Origin of the sequence: Streptomyces sp. OfavH-34-F, assembly GCF_022347745.1 — a bacterium.
Classification (GTDB): domain Bacteria; phylum Actinomycetota; class Actinomycetes; order Streptomycetales; family Streptomycetaceae; genus Streptomyces.
Genome location: NZ_JAKRGC010000039.1, coordinates 1 through 15,940, shown reverse-complemented (window position 1 = coordinate 15,940; position 15,940 = coordinate 1). Strand labels below are relative to the sequence as shown.

The following is a 15,940-nucleotide window of genomic DNA, read 5'->3' as shown; positions in this document are numbered from 1 at the left end:
GCTGGCACCACCATCGCCGGGCGGCGGGTCAGCGGGTCACGGCGAGGCGATGGAGGCGATGACGCCGACGACGACCGTGATCAGCAGCATGGCCCCGAAGACGAGGAGCAGCTTCTTCTGACCGTTCTGGGGGTTCGGATCGAGCACAGGTGACATGGCCCCAGTCTCGCATCTCAGCATTCGTCCTCGATCGTCCGGTCCCGGCCCGCCAGGACGCCCATGACCATCTGCGGCACCATGAGGGCGGCCATCAGCGCGATGGGCAGGCCCCAGCCGCCGCTGTGCTGGTAGAGCACGCCGACCAGGAGCGGTCCGGGGATGGAGATCAGGTAGCCGGTGGACTGCGCGAACGCGGACAGCCGGACCACGCCGGCGCCGCTGCGGGCCCGCATGCCGATCATGGTGAGGGCGAGCGGGAAGGCGCAGTTGGAGATGCCCAGGAGCAGCGCCCAGACCCAGGCGCCGCCCGCCGGGGCCAGGTAGAGGCCCGCGTAGCCGGTGAGGCCGCAGGCGCCGAGGAGGACCACGATCGGGCCCTGGTGCCGCATCCGTCCGGCGACGCGCGGGATCACGAAGGCGAGCGGGACGCCCATGGCCATGATGAGGGCGAGCAGGACGCCCGCCGTGCCGGCCGAGACCCCGGCGTCGCGGAAGATCTGGGGCATCCAGCCCATGGTGATGTAGGCGGCGGTGGCCTGGAGGCCGAAGAAGCAGGCGAGGGCCCAGGCGGTCCGGCTGCGGGTGATTCGCAGGGCGGCGGCCTGCGGCTGTGCGCCGGCCCGGTCCCCGGCGGGGGTGTCGTGGGTGGTGGCCCGGTCCCGTACGAGCGGGAGCCAGGGCAGGATCGCGGCGGCGGCGAGCACGGCCCAGATGCCGAGGCCGGCCTTCCAGCCGCCGCCCATCGCGTCGGTCAGGGGGACGGTGACGGCGGCGGCGAGCGAGGTGCCGAGGGCCAGGGCCATGGAGTAGAGCCCGGTCATGGAGCCGATGCGGTCGGGGAACCAGCGCTTGACGATGACCGGCATCAGGACGTTGCTGACGGCGATGCCCATGAGGGCCAGGGCGCTGGCGGCGAGGAAGCCCGCGGTGCCGCCGACCAGGGGCCGGATGACCAGGCCGGCCGTGATGGCGGCCATGCCGGCGCAGACCACGGCGCCCGGTCCGAAGCGGCGGGCGAGGCGGGGCGCCATGACGCCGAAGACCGCGAAGCAGAGCGGGGGCACGGAGGTGAGCACTCCGGCGACGCTGCCGCTCATGTGCAGCCCGTCGCGCACCTCTTCGAGCAGGGCGCCGAGGCTGGTGATGGCGGGGCGGAGGTTGACGGCGGTGAGGACGAGGCCGAGGGCGACCAGGCGCAGGGTCCAGGGTGAGGGGCCGGTGCGCGGGGCGGGGGCGTCGTGGCGGGTGGCCGCCGGGTCGGCCGGCCTCAGGGTGCGGATCGCGGTCTGGGGAGGGGTCTCGTCGTCACGCATGACTCCATCATAGAATCATGGGATGATTGGTTGTCCATTCCGTCCGCCCGCCGGACCCCGGTGAGGTCACCCGCCGGGTTCCGGGCCCTGAGAAGATCCGGGTGGCCCAGGAGAAGTTGCGACCGAGGAGCACCATGGCGCTGACGTCCACGCGGCGTTCGGCACTCGCCGACCAGGTGATTGCCCAGCTGAGGAACCAGATCACGACGGGCGAGTGGCCGGTGGGCTCCCGCATCCCCACCGAACCCGAGCTGGTCGAGCAGCTGGGGGTGGCCCGCAACACCGTCCGCGAGGCGGTGCGGGCACTCGCGCACAACGGGCTGCTCGACATCCGGCAGGGGTCGGGCACCTACGTGGTGGCCACCAGCGAGCTGGCCGGGGTGATGCACCGCCGGTTCGCCTCGGCGGACCCCCGCCACGTGGCGGAGCTGCGCTCGACCCTGGAGTCCTCGGCGGCGCGGCTGGCGGCCGTACGGCGTACGGAGCGGGACCTGAAGCAGCTGGACGCGCTCATGAAGCGCCGGGAGGAGACGTGGGCGGCGGGGGACGCCGAGGCGTTCGTGGACGCCGACTCGACGCTGCACCTGGCGGTGGTGGCCGCCTCCCACAACGACGTGCTGACGGAGCTGTACGCGGACCTGGGCGACCTGCTGCGGGACTACCTGCGCGAGGACGTGGGCGAGGACCTGACACCGGAGACGCCGATGGACCACAGCCGGCTGGTGGAGGCGATCCGGGCGGGCGACGCGGAGACGGCGGCGGCGGAGGCCGCGAGCCACACGCTGTCCTGCCGGGCGGACCGGGTCTAGACGGGGCACGGTCTAGCTCCGCACGGCGTGGGTGATCCACGCCGAGGCGACTTCCTTCCAGCAGCGGTCCGTCAGGCGGACCGTCCGGGCCGGTGGGACGGTGACCGGCCGGGTGTCGGCGTCCACGTCCCACCAGCGGGCGCACTCGGTGTGCAGCTGGACGCGGTCGGCCCGGGGGTAGGGGTTGTGGCAGTACGCGATGACGCGGGAGCCCTCGATGGACGTGCGGCACTCGGCGCCGGAGGGCTCGGGGCTGGGCGCGGGCGGTGCGGCGGCGCCGACGGCCCCGACGTACCCGGCGGCGTACAGGCCGGCCGGGACGAGCAGCCCGGTGACGACCGCGCAGGAGGCCAGCAGGGACCGGGTTCGGCGATGTGTGCGGCGCACAGCGATCTCCTCCCCATGCCCGGCCGGAACACCGGGCCCGACCAGAAGTCCGGTTCCTCCACATTCTGCGGTGGATCGTCCGGCTTTTCGACCTGAGCGCCCCGGGGGCGTACGGCACGGGGACACGGAAACGGCCGCGCACCGCCGCCCGGTGGTCCCGGGGGTGGTGCGCGGCCGAACCGCGGAGTGCGGGGTCAGGCGCCCATCATGTGCACGCCGCTGTCGACGTGGATGATCTCGCCGGTGGTCTTCGGGAAGAAGTCCGAGAGCAGCGCGACGATGCCGCGGCCGGCCGGCTCCGGGTCCTTCATGTCCCAGGCGAGCGGGGCGCGGGTGTTCCACACCTCGGCGAGCCCGTCGAAGCCGGGGATGGACTTGGCGGCCATGGAGCCGAGCGGCCCGGCCGAGATCAGGTTGCAGCGGATGCCGTCCGGGCCGAGGTCGCGGGCGAGGTAGCGGGAGGTGGCCTCCAGCGCGGCCTTGGCCGGGCCCATCCAGTCGTACTGCGGCCAGGCGAACTGGGCGTCGAAGGTGAGGCCGACGATGGAGCCGCCCTCGCTCATCAGCGGCTTGCACGCCATGGCGAGCGACTTCAGCGAGAACGCCGAGACGTGCATCGCCGTGGAGACCGACTCGAAGGGGGTGTTGAGGAAGTTGCCGCCGAGCGCGTCCTGCGGCGCGAAGCCGATGGAGTGCACGACGCCGTCCAGCGAGCCCAGCTCGTCGCGCACCAGCCCGGCGAGGCGGTCCAGGTGCTCCTGGTTGGTCACGTCCAGCTCGATGACCTTGGCGGGCTTGGGGAGCTTCTTGGCGATGCGCTCGGTCAGCGTGGGCCGGGGGAACGCGGTCAGGATGACCTCGGCGCCCTGCTCCTGGGCCACCTTGGCGGCGTGGAAGGCGATGGACGACTCCATCAGCACACCGGTGACGAGGATGCGCTTGCCGTCGAGAATTCCGCTCATGCTGATCAGTGACCCATGCCCAATCCGCCGTCAACGGGGATGACGGCTCCAGTGATGTACGACGCGTCGTCGGACGCGAGGAAGCGCACCGCGGCGGCGATCTCCTCGGGCTGCGCGTAACGCGCGAGCGGCACCTGGGCCACGATGCCCTTGCGCTGTTCCTCGGTGAGCACCTGCGTCATGTCGGTGTCGACGAAGCCGGGCGCGACGACGTTGAAGGTGATGTTGCGCGAACCCAGCTCGCGCGCCAGCGACCTGGCGAAACCGACCAGACCGGCCTTCGAGGCGGCGTAGTTGGCCTGGCCGGCCGAGCCGAGAAGGCCGACGACGGAGGAGATGAGGACGACGCGGCCCTTCTTGGCGCGCAGCATGCCGCGGTTGGCGCGCTTGACGACCCGGAAGGTGCCGGTGAGGTTGGTGTCCAGGACGGACGTGAAGTCCTCCTCGGACATCCGCATCAGCAACTGGTCCCTGGTGATGCCGGCGTTGGCCACCAGCACCTCCACGTTGCCGTGCTTCTCCTCGATCTCCTTGTAGCCCTGCTCCACCTGCTCGGGGTCCGTGATGTCGCAACGGACCGCGAGGACACCGGCCTCGGTGAGCTCGGCCGGCGGCTCCCCGGATCGGTAGGTGATCGCGACCTTGTCGCCGTTGGCGGCGAAAGCGCGGGCGATGGCGAGGCCGATGCCCCGGTTTCCTCCGGTGACGAGAACCGAGCGGCTCAACGGATCACCCTTTCGATAGCGGTCTGGTACCTCGGAAACCTATCGGTACCGTCCGCGCGGCGGAGAATCGGCCCCTGACAGGGCCTCCGGCCGGGCACTGTCGGGTTCCTACAGTCGGGGCGCGGTGCCGACCGGTGAATTCCGCCGCGACGGGAAGCGGGCCGTGCTTCACTGCGTCGTGAACGTTCCGAGGCAACGCACGCGATCCGAGGCGATGTGACCGTGAAGGAGAGGCCGCCCGTGCCCCATGAGGTAGATCAGTCGTTCCTGGCGCTTCCGCTACGTGCCCTCGCCGACGCGGCGCTGGCGCGGGCGCGGGCGCTCGGGGCGGCGCACGCCGACTTCCGCTTCGAGCGGGTGCGCAGCGCCACCTGGCGGCTGCGGGACGCCCGGCCCGCCGGGGGCTCCGACACCACGGACCTCGGTTACGCGGTCCGGGTCGTGCACGGCGGGGCCTGGGGGTTCGCCTCCGGGGTCGATCTGACGATGGACGCGGCGGCGCGGGTCGCCTCGCAGGCCGTCGCGATGGCCAAGCTGTCGGCGAAGGTGATCGCGGCGGCGGGCTCCGACGAGCGGGTGGAACTGGCGGACGAGCCGTCGCACGGCGAGCGCACCTGGGTCTCCTCCTACGAGATCGACCCCTTCGACGTGCCCGCCGCGGAGAAGGCGGGGCTGCTCGCCGACTGGAGCGCCCGGCTGCTGGCGGCCGAGGGCGTGGCGCATGTGGACGCCTCGCTGATGACCGTCCACGAGAACAAGTTCTACGCGGACACGGCGGGCACCGTGACCACGCAGCAGCGGGTCCGGCTGCATCCGCAGTTCACCGCCGTCGCGGTGGACTCGGCGACCGGCGAGTTCGACTCGATGCGCACCATCGCGCCGCCGGTGGGCCGGGGCTGGGAGTACCTGACCGGCACCGGCTGGGACTGGGACGCGGAGCTGGAGAGCATCCCGGGCCTGCTGGCCGAGAAGATGCGGGCGCCGAGCGTGACGGCGGGGACGTACGACCTGGTCGTGGACCCGTCCAACCTGTGGCTGACCATCCACGAGTCCATCGGGCACGCCACGGAGCTGGACCGGGCGCTGGGTTACGAGGCGGCGTACGCGGGAACGTCGTTCGCCACGTTCGACCAACTCGGCAAGCTGGCGTACGGCTCGCCGGTGATGAACGTGACGGGCGACCGCACCGCCGAGCACGGGCTCGCCACCATCGGCTACGACGACGAGGGCGTCGAGGCGCAGTCCTGGGACCTGGTGAAGGACGGGACGCTGGTGGGCTACCAGACGGACCGCCGGATCGCGAAGCTGACGGGCTTGGGCCGGTCGAACGGCTGCGCCTACGCGGACTCCCCCGGCCACGTCCCCGTACAGCGCATGGCGAACGTGTCGCTGCAGCCGGACCCCGGCGGGCTCTCCACGGAGGACCTGATCGGTGGGGTGGAGCGCGGGATCTACGTGGTCGGGGACCGGTCGTGGTCCATCGACATGCAGCGGTACAACTTCCAGTTCACCGGGCAGCGGTTCTTCCGCATCGAGAACGGCCGGCTGGCCGGTCAGCTGCGCGACGTCGCGTACCAGGCGACGACGACGGACTTCTGGGGCTCGATGGAGAAGGTCGGCGGCCCGCAGACGTATGTGCTGGGCGGCGCCTTCAACTGCGGCAAGGCCCAGCCGGGCCAGGTCGCGGCCGTCTCCCACGGCTGCCCCTCCGCCCTGTTCCGGGGCGTGAACATCCTCAATACGACGCAGGAGGCCGGGCGATGAGCCGCGTCAGCAAGCCGCACGAGATCGTCGAGCGCGCGCTCGACCTGTCCACCGCCGACGGCTGCGTGGTCATCGCCGACGAGGAGTCCTCGGCCAACCTGCGCTGGGCCGGCAACGCGCTCACCACCAACGGGGTGACCCGCGGCCGGACGGTGACCGTCGTCGCCACGGTCGACGGGGCCGAGGGCGCCGCGTCCGGGGTGGTCTCCCGCGCCGCCGTCACCGCGGACGACCTGGAGCCGCTGGTCCGGGCCGCCGAGGCGGCCGCGCGCGCCGCCGGTCCCGCGGAGGACGCGCAGCCGCTGGTCACCGGGGTGCCCGCGTCGCCGGACTTCACGGACGCGCCGGCCGAGACGGACTCGGAGGTGTTCGCCGCGTTCGCGCCGGCCCTCGGGGACGCCTTCGCGCGGGCCCGGGCCGGGGGGCGCGAGCTGTACGGCTTCGCCCACCACCAGATGACCTCCAGCTACCTCGGTACGTCCACGGGGCTGCGGCTGCGCCACGACCAGCCGAACGGCACGCTGGAGCTGAACGCCAAGTCGCCCGACCGCACCCGTTCGGCCTGGGCCGGCCGCTCCACGCGCGACTTCAAGGACGTGGACCCGGCGGAGATGGACGCGGAGCTGGCACGGCGGCTCGGCTGGGCGGAGCGCCGGATCGAGCTGCCCGCCGGGCGGTACGAGACGCTGCTGCCGCCGACCGCGGTCGCGGACCTGCTGATCTACCAGCTGTGGTCCTCCACGGCCCGGGACGCCTCCGAGGGCCGGACGGTGTTCTCCAGGCCGGGCGGCGGCACCCGGCTCGGCGAGACGCTGTCCCCGCTGCCGCTGACCCTGCGCAGCGATCCGCACGCCCCCGGCCTGGAGTCGGCCCCGTTCGTCCTGGCGCACTCCTCCGGGGACGGCGGGTCGGTGTTCGACAACGGACTGCCGCTGTCCCGGACCGACTGGGTGGCCGACGGCCGTCTGGAGCGGCTGACGACGACCCGGCACACCGCCGCCCTGACCGGGCTGCCGCTCGCCCCGGCGATCGACAACCTGATCCTGGAGGGCGGCGGCGAGCGGTCGCTGGACGAGATGGTGGCCGCCACGACCGGCCGGGCGCTGCTGCTGACCTGCCTCTGGTACATCCGCGAGGTGGACCCGGCCACGCTGCTGCTGACCGGGCTGACCCGGGACGGCGTCTACCTGGTCGAGGACGGCGAGGTGGTGGGCGAGGTGAACAACTTCCGGTTCAACGAGTCCCCGGTCGACCTGCTGACCCGCGCCACGGAGGCGGGCCGCACGGAGAAGACGCTGCCGCGCGAGTGGGGCGACTGGTTCACCCGCGCCGCGATGCCGCCCCTGCGCATCCCGGACTTCAACATGAGCTCGGTCAGCCGGGGCGTGTGACCGGCCTAGACTGGTCGAAAAAACAATAACCCTCTCTTGACCACAAGGAGCACCGGAACCGTGACGGACATCGTCGACGAGCTGAAGTGGCGCGGGCTGTTCGCCCAGTCCACAGATGAAGACGCTTTGCGCAAGGCTCTCGCGGACGGTCCCGTCACGTTCTATTGCGGTTACGACCCCACCGCGGCCAGTCTGCACGTCGGCCATCTGGTGCAGGTGCTCACGATGCGCCGGCTGCAACAGGCCGGTCTGCGTCCGCTCGCTCTGGTCGGCGGGGCCACCGGTCAGATCGGTGACCCCCGCCCGACCGCCGAGCGCACGCTGAACGACCCCGAGACAGTCGCCCAGTGGGTGACCCGGCTGCGGGCCCAGATCGAGCCGTTCCTGTCCTTCGAGGGCGAGAACGCCGCGGTCATGGTCAACAACCTGGACTGGACCGCGGGCATGTCCGCAGTCGAGTTCCTGCGGGACATCGGCAAGCACTTCCGGGTCAACAAGATGCTGACCAAGGAGTCCATCGCCCGCCGGCTGGAGTCCGACGAGGGCATCAGCTACACCGAGTTCAGCTACCAGTTGCTGCAGAGCATGGACTTCCTGGAGCTGTACCGGCGCTACGGCTGCACCCTGCAGCAGGGCGGCAGCGACCAGTGGGGCAACCTCACGGCCGGACTGGACCTGATCCACCGCCTGGAGCCGGGCGCCGAGGTGCACGCCCTGGCGACCCCGCTGATGACGAAGGCGGACGGCACCAAGTTCGGCAAGTCCGAAGGCGGGGCCGTCTGGCTCGACGCCTCCATGACCACGCCGTACGCGTTCTACCAGTTCTGGCTGAACGTGGACGACCGGGACATCTCCCGCTACATGCGCATCCTCAGCTTCCGCACTCCGGCCGAGCTTGAGGAGCTGGAAAAGCTTACGGAGGAACGCCCGCAGGCGCGGACGGCGCAGCGCGCGCTGGCCGAGGAGCTGACGACGCTGGTCCACGGTGCGGAGCAGTGCGCGGCTGTCGTGGCCGCGTCGAAGGCCCTGTTCGGCCAGGGTGAGCTGGACGCGCTGGACGAGGCGACGCTGAGCGCCGCCCTGTCCGAGGTGCCGCACGCCCGGGTGACCGAGCTGGGGCCTCTGGTCGACCTGCTGGTGGAGGTCGGTCTGGCTCCGAGCAAGTCGGGGGCGCGGCGCACGGTGAAGGAGGGCGGCGCGTACGTGAACAACGTAAAGGCCGTCGACGGTGAGGTGGCCCCTGCCCGCGAGGAGCTGCTGCACGGACGCTGGCTGGTACTGCGCCGGGGCAAGAAGAACCTGGCTGCGATCGAGGTCGCGACCGGCTGAGGTGTCTTCTCACGACGGCGGCCGGGCACGCGGGGTGCGTGTCCGGCCGCCGTGGTGTCCGGGGAGGGTCAGGTGCGCTGTCTGGTGCCCCGGAGCGAGGCCCAGATCATGTCGCCGACGCCGACGACCACCACCGCTCCGATGAGCTGGAGCACATGGCGCGTCCAGTCGATGCCCTTGGTGTCGTTGACGCCGATCCAGGTGGCGACGGCGTTTCCCAGGACGCTGCCGATCATGCCGAAGATGACCGTCAGCCAGAGTGGGATCTGCTGCTTGCCCGGCAGGATCGCCTTGGCGATCAGGCCCAGCACCAGGCCCACGATGATTGCCCACAACCAGCCCATGCTGCCTCCTTGAGCGACGCGACGGCGCGCGTCTCCCGCCCAGTCTCGGTGCTGGGGCGGCGCGCCGCACGCCGGGCGGGTCCGCGCGGGCGGGTGGCGGAAGGCGCGCGTACGGCCTCCCCGGTCTCGTACGGGCGGGGCGCCGGGCGTAGCGTAGGGACGGCCGGTCCGGGTCCGGGGAAGGTTGGTGGGCGTGGTGCGCAAGCAGGGCGGTGCGGAGGTCTTCCGGATCACGGGGGCCCGTCAGGGCCTCGCCGAGGACGTGCGGGGCAGACAGCGGCGCTACGTGATCTCGATGACCGTGCGCACGGTGTCCGTGGTGGCGGCGGCGCTCCTGTGGAACGTGGAGCGGCACATCGCGTTCGTGGCGCTCGGGCTCGGCGTGCTGCTGCCGTACGTCGCCGTCGTCATCGCCAACGCGGGCCGCGAGAACACGCCCGCGCTGCCCTCGACGTTCGTGGTGCCGGCGCCCGCGACCCCGCTGCTCGACGCGGCTCCGGCGGCCGGTCCGGGGCCGGGTTCACCGCAGTCCGGACGCGGTTTCCGGTCTTCGGATGGGGCGGGGCCCGCCTGAGCCCGGGACGGGTCCAAGCTCAAGAAAAGCTCAGATCAATCATGACGTTCCAGTGCACTCCGGCAGGGTGTGCGTGACATACTTCGTAGGCGCTCCGCATCCCCCGTCGGAGCGACGGACCGACGCCGGGCAGCTCCCCCCGTGGCTGCCCGGCGTCGCCATGTGTCCGGGCGGGTCCGCTCCGGGCTTCCTCTAGGGTTGAGCCGTGAACTCCCCCGGATCCGCCGCGTCGTCCGACTCCGCCGCCCCCGTCTGCTCGGCCAAGGGCTGCCGTGCCGACGCCGTGTGGGTGCTGGCCTGGAACAACCCGAAGCTGCACACGCCGGAGCGGCGCAAGACGTGGCTGGCCTGCGAGGAGCACCGGGAGCATCTGTCCGGGTTCCTCGGGGTGCGGGGCTTCCTCAAGGACGTGGTGACGCTGGCGGAGTGGGAGGCGCGGTCCGCCTCGGCGTGACGGGTCGGGTCAGCCGCCGATCGCGGACATGGGGCGGTCCGGCTGGAGGAAGCTGGGGTCGTCAAGGCCGGAACCGGCCTTCTTGCCCCACATGGCGCGCTTCCAGATGCGGGCGATCTCCTCGTCCGGCGCGTCCGACCGGAGCGCGCCGCGCAGGTCGGTCTCCTCCCGGGCGAACAGGCAGGTGCGCACCTGGCCGTCGGCGGTGAGCCGGGTCCGGTCGCAGGCCCGGCAGAACGGGCGGGTGACGGAGGCGATGACGCCGACGCGGTGCGGGCCGCCGTCCACGATCCAGCGCTCGGCGGGGGCGGAACCGCGCTCGTCGCCCGCCTCGGGGGCGAGGTCGAAGCGGGTGCGCAGGGAGGCGAGGATGTCGCCCGCGGTGATCATGCCCTCGCGCTTCCAGCCGTGCTGGGCGTCGAGCGGCATCTGCTCGATGAAGCGCAGCTCGTAACCGTGTTCGACGGCCCAGGCGAGGAGGTCGGGCGCCTCGTCGTCGTTGAGGCCCGGCATGAGGACCGTGTTGACCTTGACGGGGGTGAGCCCGGCGGCGCGGGCGGCTTCGAGACCTTCCAGCACGTCGTGGTGGCGGTCGCGGCGGGTGAGCGTCTTGAACACGTCGGGGCGCAGGGTGTCCAGCGAGACGTTGACCCGGTCGAGCCCGGCGTCCCTGAGGGCGGCGGCGGTCCGCCGCAGGCCGATGCCGTTGGTGGTGAGGGACATCCGGGGGCGGGGGTCGAGGGCGGCGCAGCGCTGGACGATGGAGACGAGGCCGGGACGCAGCAGCGGTTCGCCGCCGGTGAAGCGGACCTCGGTGACGCCCAGGAGGGTCACGGCGATGCGGACGAGCCGGACGATCTCGTCGTCGCTGAGGAGGTCGGGTTTGGCCAGCCATTGCAGGCCCTCTTCGGGCATGCAGTACGTGCAGCGCAGGTTGCACCGGTCGGTGAGCGAGACGCGCAGGTCGGTGGCGACGCGCCCGTAGGTGTCGATGAGCATGGTGGGCCCCCTCCCCCGGTGGCTTCCCGGTCGCGGTGTCTGTCTCTTTCGAGCCTACGCGAGAGCGGTGACAGCGGAAGGGACCGTTTGGCACGAGGTGCGGCGGGGCCGCGTCGTAGGACCCTACGACGCGGCCCCGGCCCCACGGGTGTGCGGGTGTACGGCTCAGTGGGCGCCGATGCCGGTGAGGGACTTGACCTCCAGTTCGGCGTACTTGCCCTTGTCCGGCTCCTCCTTGGAGAGCAGGGAGCCGACCCAGCCGAGCAGGAAGCCCAGCGGGATGGAGATCAGGCCGGGATTCTCCAGCGGGAACCAGGCGAAGTCGACGCCCTTGAACATCGAGGACTTCTCGTTGCCGGAGACGACGGGCGAGAACAGCACCAGGATCACGGAGGAGGCCAGGCCGCCGTAGATCGACCACATGGCGCCCTGGGTGGTGAAGCGCTTCCAGAAGAGGCTGTAGAGGATCGTGGGCAGGTTGGCGGAGGCGGCGACGGCGAAGGCGAGGGCGACGAGGCCGGCGACGTTCATGTCGCGGGCGAAGGCGCCGAGGACGATGGCGGCGGCACCGATGAAGACGGTGGCCCAGCGGGCGGCGCGCATCTCCTCCTTCTCGGTGGCCCGGCCCTTGCGGATGACGTTGGCGTAGATGTCGTGGGCGAAGGACGAGGAGGAGGCGAGGGTGAGGCCGGCGACGACGGCGAGGATGGTGGCGAAGGCGACGGCGGAGATGACGGCGAGCATGATCGCCCCGCCGGTGGTGCCGACGCCGCCGAGGTACTCGGCGAGCTGCGGGGCGGCCGTGTTGCCGGGCTTCTCGATGTTGTCGGGGCCGATGAGGGCGGCGGCGCCGAAGCCGAGGGCGATGGTCATCAGGTAGAACGCGCCGATGATGGCGATGGCCCAGTTGACGGACTTACGGGCGGCCTTGGCGGTCGGGACCGTGTAGAAGCGGATCAGGATGTGCGGCAGGCCGGCGGTGCCGAGGACCAGGGCGAGGCCGAGGGAGAGGAAGTCGAGCTTCGAGGTGTCGGAGACGCCGTACTTGAGGCCGGGCTCCAGGAACGCGGCGCCGTGGCCGCTCTTCTCGGCGGCGGTGCCCAGCAGGTCGGAGACGTTGAAGTCGAACTTCCACAGCACCATGAGGGTCATCAGGAGCGCGCCGGCGATGAGCAGGACGGCCTTGACCATCTGAACCCAGGTGGTGCCCTTCATGCCGCCGATGGTGACGTAGACGATCATCAGTACGCCGACCAGCGCGACGATGAGGATCTTTCCGCTGTCGCTGCTGATGCCGAGGAGCAGGGTCACCAGGGCGCCGGCGCCCGCCATCTGGGCCAGCAGGTAGAAGATCGAGACGACGATGGTGGAGACGCCGGCCGCGGTGCGCACCGGGCGCTGGCGCATCCGGTAGGCGAGGACGTCGCCCATGGTGTAGCGGCCGGAGTTGCGCAGCGGCTCGGCGACGAGCAGCAGGGCCACCAGCCAGGCGACGAGGAAGCCGATGGAGTAGAGGAAGCCGTCGTAGCCGAAGAGGGCGATGGCGCCGGCGATGCCGAGGAAGGACGCGGCGGACATGTAGTCGCCGGAGACCGCGAGGCCGTTCTGGAAGGCGGTGAACTGGCGGCCGCCCGCGTAGAAGTCGGCGGCGCTGCGGGTCTGGCGGCCGGCCCAGACGGTGATGCCGAGGGTGGCGGCCACGAAGACGGCGAACAGCGTGATGATCAGGGGCCGGTGCTCGCTGGTCGACGAGGCGGCCAGGGTGACGGCGGTGTGGGCGTGGGTCGCGGCGCTCATGCGTCGGCCTCCATACGGGACTTGATGGCCTCGGCCTTGGGGTCGAGCTTCGCGTTGGCGTACCGCGCGTAGAACCAGGCGATGAGGAAGGTGGTGAGGAACTGGGCGAGGCCGAAGGCGAAGGCCACGTTGATGTTGCCGAAGAGCTTGGTGCCCATGAAGCCGCCCGCGTAGTTGGAGAGCAGCACGTACAGCAGGTACCAGAGGACGAAGGCGACGGTCAGCGGGAAGGCGAAGGTGCGGTGGGAGCGGCGCAGTTCGCCGAATTCCGCGCTGCCCTGCTCCGCGAGGAACGCCTCGGTGGTGGGCTGGGCAGGGCTCTTCTCCGTACTGCCCTCGGGCGGCGGTGCATCGGTAGCCACGGATTCTCCTGACGCGGGTGCGGTCGTGGGGACGGTTGGTTTCACTGTCGGTCCTCGTGTCGGGGGTGGTGGTGCGCTCCCCCTGACAACGGCACGCGGCGCGTGGCGAAGCGGTTCACCCCGGTTCCCCCCGCCCCCTCATCACTCATCCGGGCGGATCGGTGCGCACATGTTCGCGCGAATCGATTGATGTGCCGGGACGGTCGGCGCTAGCTTCACTGGTCATGTACGCGACCGGGCACCCTCCGTGTCCGGTCGGTCGGCACGGATGATGTGGAGACCCCATGGCTCATCTGGTATCCGGACGGACGCGCGCGCTGGCGCTGCCCGTCGGATTGGCCCTCACCGCCTCGCTCGGCGTCCTGCCGGGGGTCGCCTCCGCGGCGCCGGCGGCGCCCGGTGCCCCCGCGGCGGTGGCGGCGGACGGCCCCCAGCTGTCGTACGTCGTGAACACGCGGGGCGGTCGCGGAACCGTCGAGCAGGTCGGCAGGGCGGTGGAGCGGGCCGGCGGCACGGTGGTGATCGCCTACGACCGGATCGGTGTCATCGTCGTCCGCTCGGCGAACCCGGACTTCGCCGAAACGATCCGCCGTACCCGGGGCGTCCAGTCGGCGGGCGCCACGCGCACCAACCCGATCGTGCCCCAGGCCACCACGGACATCGGGGTCGACGTGCCCCTGACGGCCGCCCAGGAGCGGGCGGCGGCAGCGGTGGCCGCGGATGACCAGGACCCGATGGAACCCCTCCAGTGGGCCCTCCCGGCCATCAAGGCGGACCAGGCCCACCGCAGGACGCAGGGCAGCGCGCGGGTGACGGTCGCGGTCATCGACACGGGCGTGGACGACACCCATCCGGACCTGGCCCCGAACTTCGACCGCGCGGCCTCCGCCAACTGCGCCTCCGGCGCCCCGGACACCACCGAGGGCGCCTGGCGGCCGAAGCCCGGCGAGAGCGACCACGGCACCCATGTGGCCGGTACCGTCGCGGCGGCGAAGAACGGCGTCGGCGTCACCGGGGTGGCGCCCGGGGTGAAGGTCTCCGGCATCAAGGTCGCCGACCCGGGCGGCTTCTTCTACACCGAGGCCGTCGTCTGCGGCTTCGTCTGGGCCGCCGACCACGGCGCCGACGTCACCAACAACAGCTATTACACCGACCCGTGGCTGTACAACTGCAAGGACGACCCCGACCAGGGCGCCCTGGTCGAGGCCGTACGGCGGGCCGCCCTGTACGCCGAGCGCAAGGGCGCCGTCAACGTCGCCGCCGCGGGCAACGCCTCCGACGACCTGGCGGCGGACACGCTCACCGACACCACCAGCCCCAACGACACCACGCCGGGCGACCGGTCCGTGAACCCGGCGCGGTGCCCGGACATCCCGACGATGCTGCCGGGCGTGGTAACCGTCTCGGCGACGGGTGCGAAGGGCCTGAAGGCGTCGTACTCCAACTACGGGAACGGGGTCGTCGACGTGGCGGCGCCGGGCGGTGACTCGACGACGTACCAGCGGCCGGAGCCGCCGGCGACGAGCGGGCTGATCCTCTCGACGCTGCCGGGCGGCCGGTACGGCTACAAGGCCGGTACGTCGATGGCCTCACCGCACGTCGCGGGCGTGGTGGCGCTGATCAGGTCGAGGCACCCGTACGCGTCGCCCGCGGCCGTCAAGGCGCTGCTGGCGCTGGAGGCCGACGCGAAGGCGTGCGGAGCGCCGTACGACATCGACGGCGACGGGACCGTCGACGCGGTCTGCGAGGGCGGTGAGCACCGCAACGGCTTCTACGGGACCGGGGTGGTGGACGCGCTGGACGCCGTCCGCCGGTGACGCGGAGTCCGGGGGCGGCGCGACCGGCCCCCGGACCGCTGGATCATATCGCGCGCTCCGGCCGCCTTCCTGCGGCCGGAGCCAACGCGCCCAGGGTGAGCAGGAGTTGCGCGGCCACGTAGGTGAGCATCACCCAGAAGCCGGGGGCCGGCGGCTCGGGCCTGTCGGCGATTCCGGCGGCGATCAGCGCGTCGGAGAGCAGGAAGAGGGCCCCGCCCGCGGCGGCGTACCGGCCGAGGACGCGGGAGCGGTACGCCACGGCGGTCAGCAGCAGGCTGTACCCGGCCACCGGCACCCGCAGCCCGCCCGGCAGCCCGCTCCACAGCAGCGCCACGAGGACGGCGAGCACCAGGGCGTAGCCGAGCGCGGGCAGCAGTCCGCCGGGAGCCCGGCCGAACAGGACCAGGTAGCAGACGTGCCCCGCGGCGAAGCCGGCCATCCCGACGAGGAAGGCCGCGTCGGAGTCGGCGAGCAGGAACACGTCACCCGCCCAGCCGCACAGCAGCGCCGCGATCAGCAGCCGTGGCCCGCGCCGGGCGGCGGCGTACCCGGCGAGCAGCGGCATCAGCAGCGGCTTGGCGACGAGGTGCAGGACCTCGGGGCCGGTGAGGACGCCGGCGAGATCGACCGCGCACGCGACGAGGAAGGCGGCCAGCAGGGGCCGCGCGTACCGCTCACGGCGCCCCGGCACCGGGCCGCCGCTCATCCGGCACGCTCCGGGGCGGGCGCGGCAGCGGAGGGGGCGGCGGTGGCG

The 15,940-nt window shown here is 72.0% G+C and carries 17 protein-coding genes; 7 read left to right on the top strand and 10 right to left on the bottom strand.

The features are described 5' to 3' along the window. Window positions 1-36: 36 nt before the first annotated feature. Window positions 37-147 (bottom strand): SGM_5486 family transporter-associated protein, encoded by a 111-nt coding sequence (locus MHW47_RS35690; protein ID WP_018553371.1) that lies wholly within the window; start codon window positions 145-147, stop codon window positions 37-39. A gap of 26 nt (window positions 148-173) precedes the next feature. Further along, entirely contained in the window at window positions 174-1,472 is a 1,299-nt protein-coding gene (locus tag MHW47_RS09410) for an MFS transporter (protein WP_239222198.1), read from the bottom strand. A 134-nt stretch (window positions 1,473-1,606) separates the two neighbouring features. Between MHW47_RS09410 and MHW47_RS09405 the strand changes: the two genes are divergently transcribed. Beyond that, window positions 1,607-2,281 (top strand): FadR/GntR family transcriptional regulator, encoded by a 675-nt coding sequence (locus tag MHW47_RS09405; RefSeq protein WP_239222197.1) that lies wholly within the window; start codon window positions 1,607-1,609, stop codon window positions 2,279-2,281. Window positions 2,282-2,293: 12 nt separating this feature from the next. On the opposite strand, the gene MHW47_RS09400 is transcribed toward MHW47_RS09405, so the two are convergent. The 3 genes from MHW47_RS09400 to fabG all read right to left on the bottom strand — a co-directional run bounded on the left by MHW47_RS09400 (window position 2,294) and on the right by fabG (window position 4,355). Further along, on the bottom strand, window positions 2,294-2,668 hold the full coding sequence (locus MHW47_RS09400) for a hypothetical protein (RefSeq protein WP_239222196.1): 375 nt from the start codon (window positions 2,666-2,668) through the stop codon (window positions 2,294-2,296). 194 nt (window positions 2,669-2,862) lie between these two features. Continuing rightward, window positions 2,863-3,630, bottom strand: a complete 768-nt coding sequence (gene fabI, locus MHW47_RS09395) for an enoyl-ACP reductase FabI (protein ID WP_239222195.1) — start codon at window positions 3,628-3,630, stop codon at window positions 2,863-2,865. A gap of 5 nt (window positions 3,631-3,635) precedes the next feature. Then, window positions 3,636-4,355: a 3-oxoacyl-[acyl-carrier-protein] reductase gene (gene fabG, locus MHW47_RS09390; protein ID WP_239222194.1), complete on the bottom strand. Its 720-nt coding sequence runs from the start codon at window positions 4,353-4,355 to the stop codon at window positions 3,636-3,638. A 240-nt stretch (window positions 4,356-4,595) separates the two neighbouring features. Here fabG and MHW47_RS09385 point away from each other — a divergent pair, with 240 nt between their 5' ends. The 3 genes from MHW47_RS09385 to tyrS are packed head-to-tail and all read left to right on the top strand — an operon-like array spanning window position 4,596 to window position 8,839. After that, window positions 4,596-6,119: a TldD/PmbA family protein gene (locus tag MHW47_RS09385; RefSeq protein WP_239222193.1), complete on the top strand. Its 1,524-nt coding sequence runs from the start codon at window positions 4,596-4,598 to the stop codon at window positions 6,117-6,119. Next, on the top strand, window positions 6,116-7,510 hold the full coding sequence (locus MHW47_RS09380; protein ID WP_239222192.1) for a metallopeptidase TldD-related protein: 1,395 nt from the start codon (window positions 6,116-6,118) through the stop codon (window positions 7,508-7,510). The genes MHW47_RS09385 and MHW47_RS09380 overlap by 4 nt, the downstream gene beginning before the upstream one ends. 60 nt (window positions 7,511-7,570) lie before the next feature. Next, complete coding sequence (gene tyrS, locus MHW47_RS09375; RefSeq protein ID WP_239222191.1) at window positions 7,571-8,839, top strand: tyrosine--tRNA ligase; 1,269 nt, start codon at window positions 7,571-7,573, stop codon at window positions 8,837-8,839. Between the two features lie 68 nt (window positions 8,840-8,907). Here the strand turns inward: tyrS and MHW47_RS09370 are convergent, their stop codons facing one another. Next, window positions 8,908-9,183 (bottom strand): GlsB/YeaQ/YmgE family stress response membrane protein, encoded by a 276-nt coding sequence (locus tag MHW47_RS09370; protein WP_239222190.1) that lies wholly within the window; start codon window positions 9,181-9,183, stop codon window positions 8,908-8,910. Between the two features lie 193 nt (window positions 9,184-9,376). On the opposite strand from MHW47_RS09370, the gene MHW47_RS09365 reads away from it, so the two are divergent. Together MHW47_RS09365 and MHW47_RS09360 are read left to right on the top strand one after the other, a co-directional pair. Beyond that, window positions 9,377-9,757 (top strand): DUF3099 domain-containing protein, encoded by a 381-nt coding sequence (locus MHW47_RS09365; protein WP_239222189.1) that lies wholly within the window; start codon window positions 9,377-9,379, stop codon window positions 9,755-9,757. 205 nt (window positions 9,758-9,962) lie between these two features. After that, a complete protein-coding gene (locus MHW47_RS09360) occupies window positions 9,963-10,211 on the top strand; it encodes a hypothetical protein (protein ID WP_239222188.1) in 249 nt (82 codons plus the stop codon). Between the two features lie 9 nt (window positions 10,212-10,220). Here the strand turns inward: MHW47_RS09360 and moaA are convergent, their stop codons facing one another. The 3 genes from moaA to MHW47_RS09345 form a co-directional block, all read right to left on the bottom strand. Continuing rightward, a complete protein-coding gene (gene moaA, locus MHW47_RS09355) occupies window positions 10,221-11,210 on the bottom strand; it encodes a GTP 3',8-cyclase MoaA (protein WP_239222187.1) in 990 nt (329 codons plus the stop codon). A gap of 165 nt (window positions 11,211-11,375) precedes the next feature. Continuing rightward, window positions 11,376-13,007, bottom strand: a complete 1,632-nt coding sequence (locus tag MHW47_RS09350; RefSeq protein WP_239222186.1) for a cation acetate symporter — start codon at window positions 13,005-13,007, stop codon at window positions 11,376-11,378. After that, complete coding sequence (locus MHW47_RS09345) at window positions 13,004-13,369, bottom strand: DUF485 domain-containing protein (RefSeq protein ID WP_239222185.1); 366 nt, start codon at window positions 13,367-13,369, stop codon at window positions 13,004-13,006. Before MHW47_RS09345 ends, MHW47_RS09350 begins: the two co-directional genes overlap by 4 nt. Window positions 13,370-13,653: 284 nt before the next feature. Between MHW47_RS09345 and MHW47_RS09340 the strand changes: the two genes are divergently transcribed. Continuing rightward, window positions 13,654-15,186, top strand: coding sequence for a S8 family serine peptidase (locus MHW47_RS09340; RefSeq protein WP_239222184.1), 1,533 nt, complete (start codon window positions 13,654-13,656; stop codon window positions 15,184-15,186). A 43-nt stretch (window positions 15,187-15,229) separates the two neighbouring features. Here the strand turns inward: MHW47_RS09340 and MHW47_RS09335 are convergent, their stop codons facing one another. Further along, window positions 15,230-15,892, bottom strand: coding sequence for a lysoplasmalogenase (locus MHW47_RS09335; protein WP_239222215.1), 663 nt, complete (start codon window positions 15,890-15,892; stop codon window positions 15,230-15,232). Window positions 15,893-15,940 lie beyond the last annotated feature (48 nt).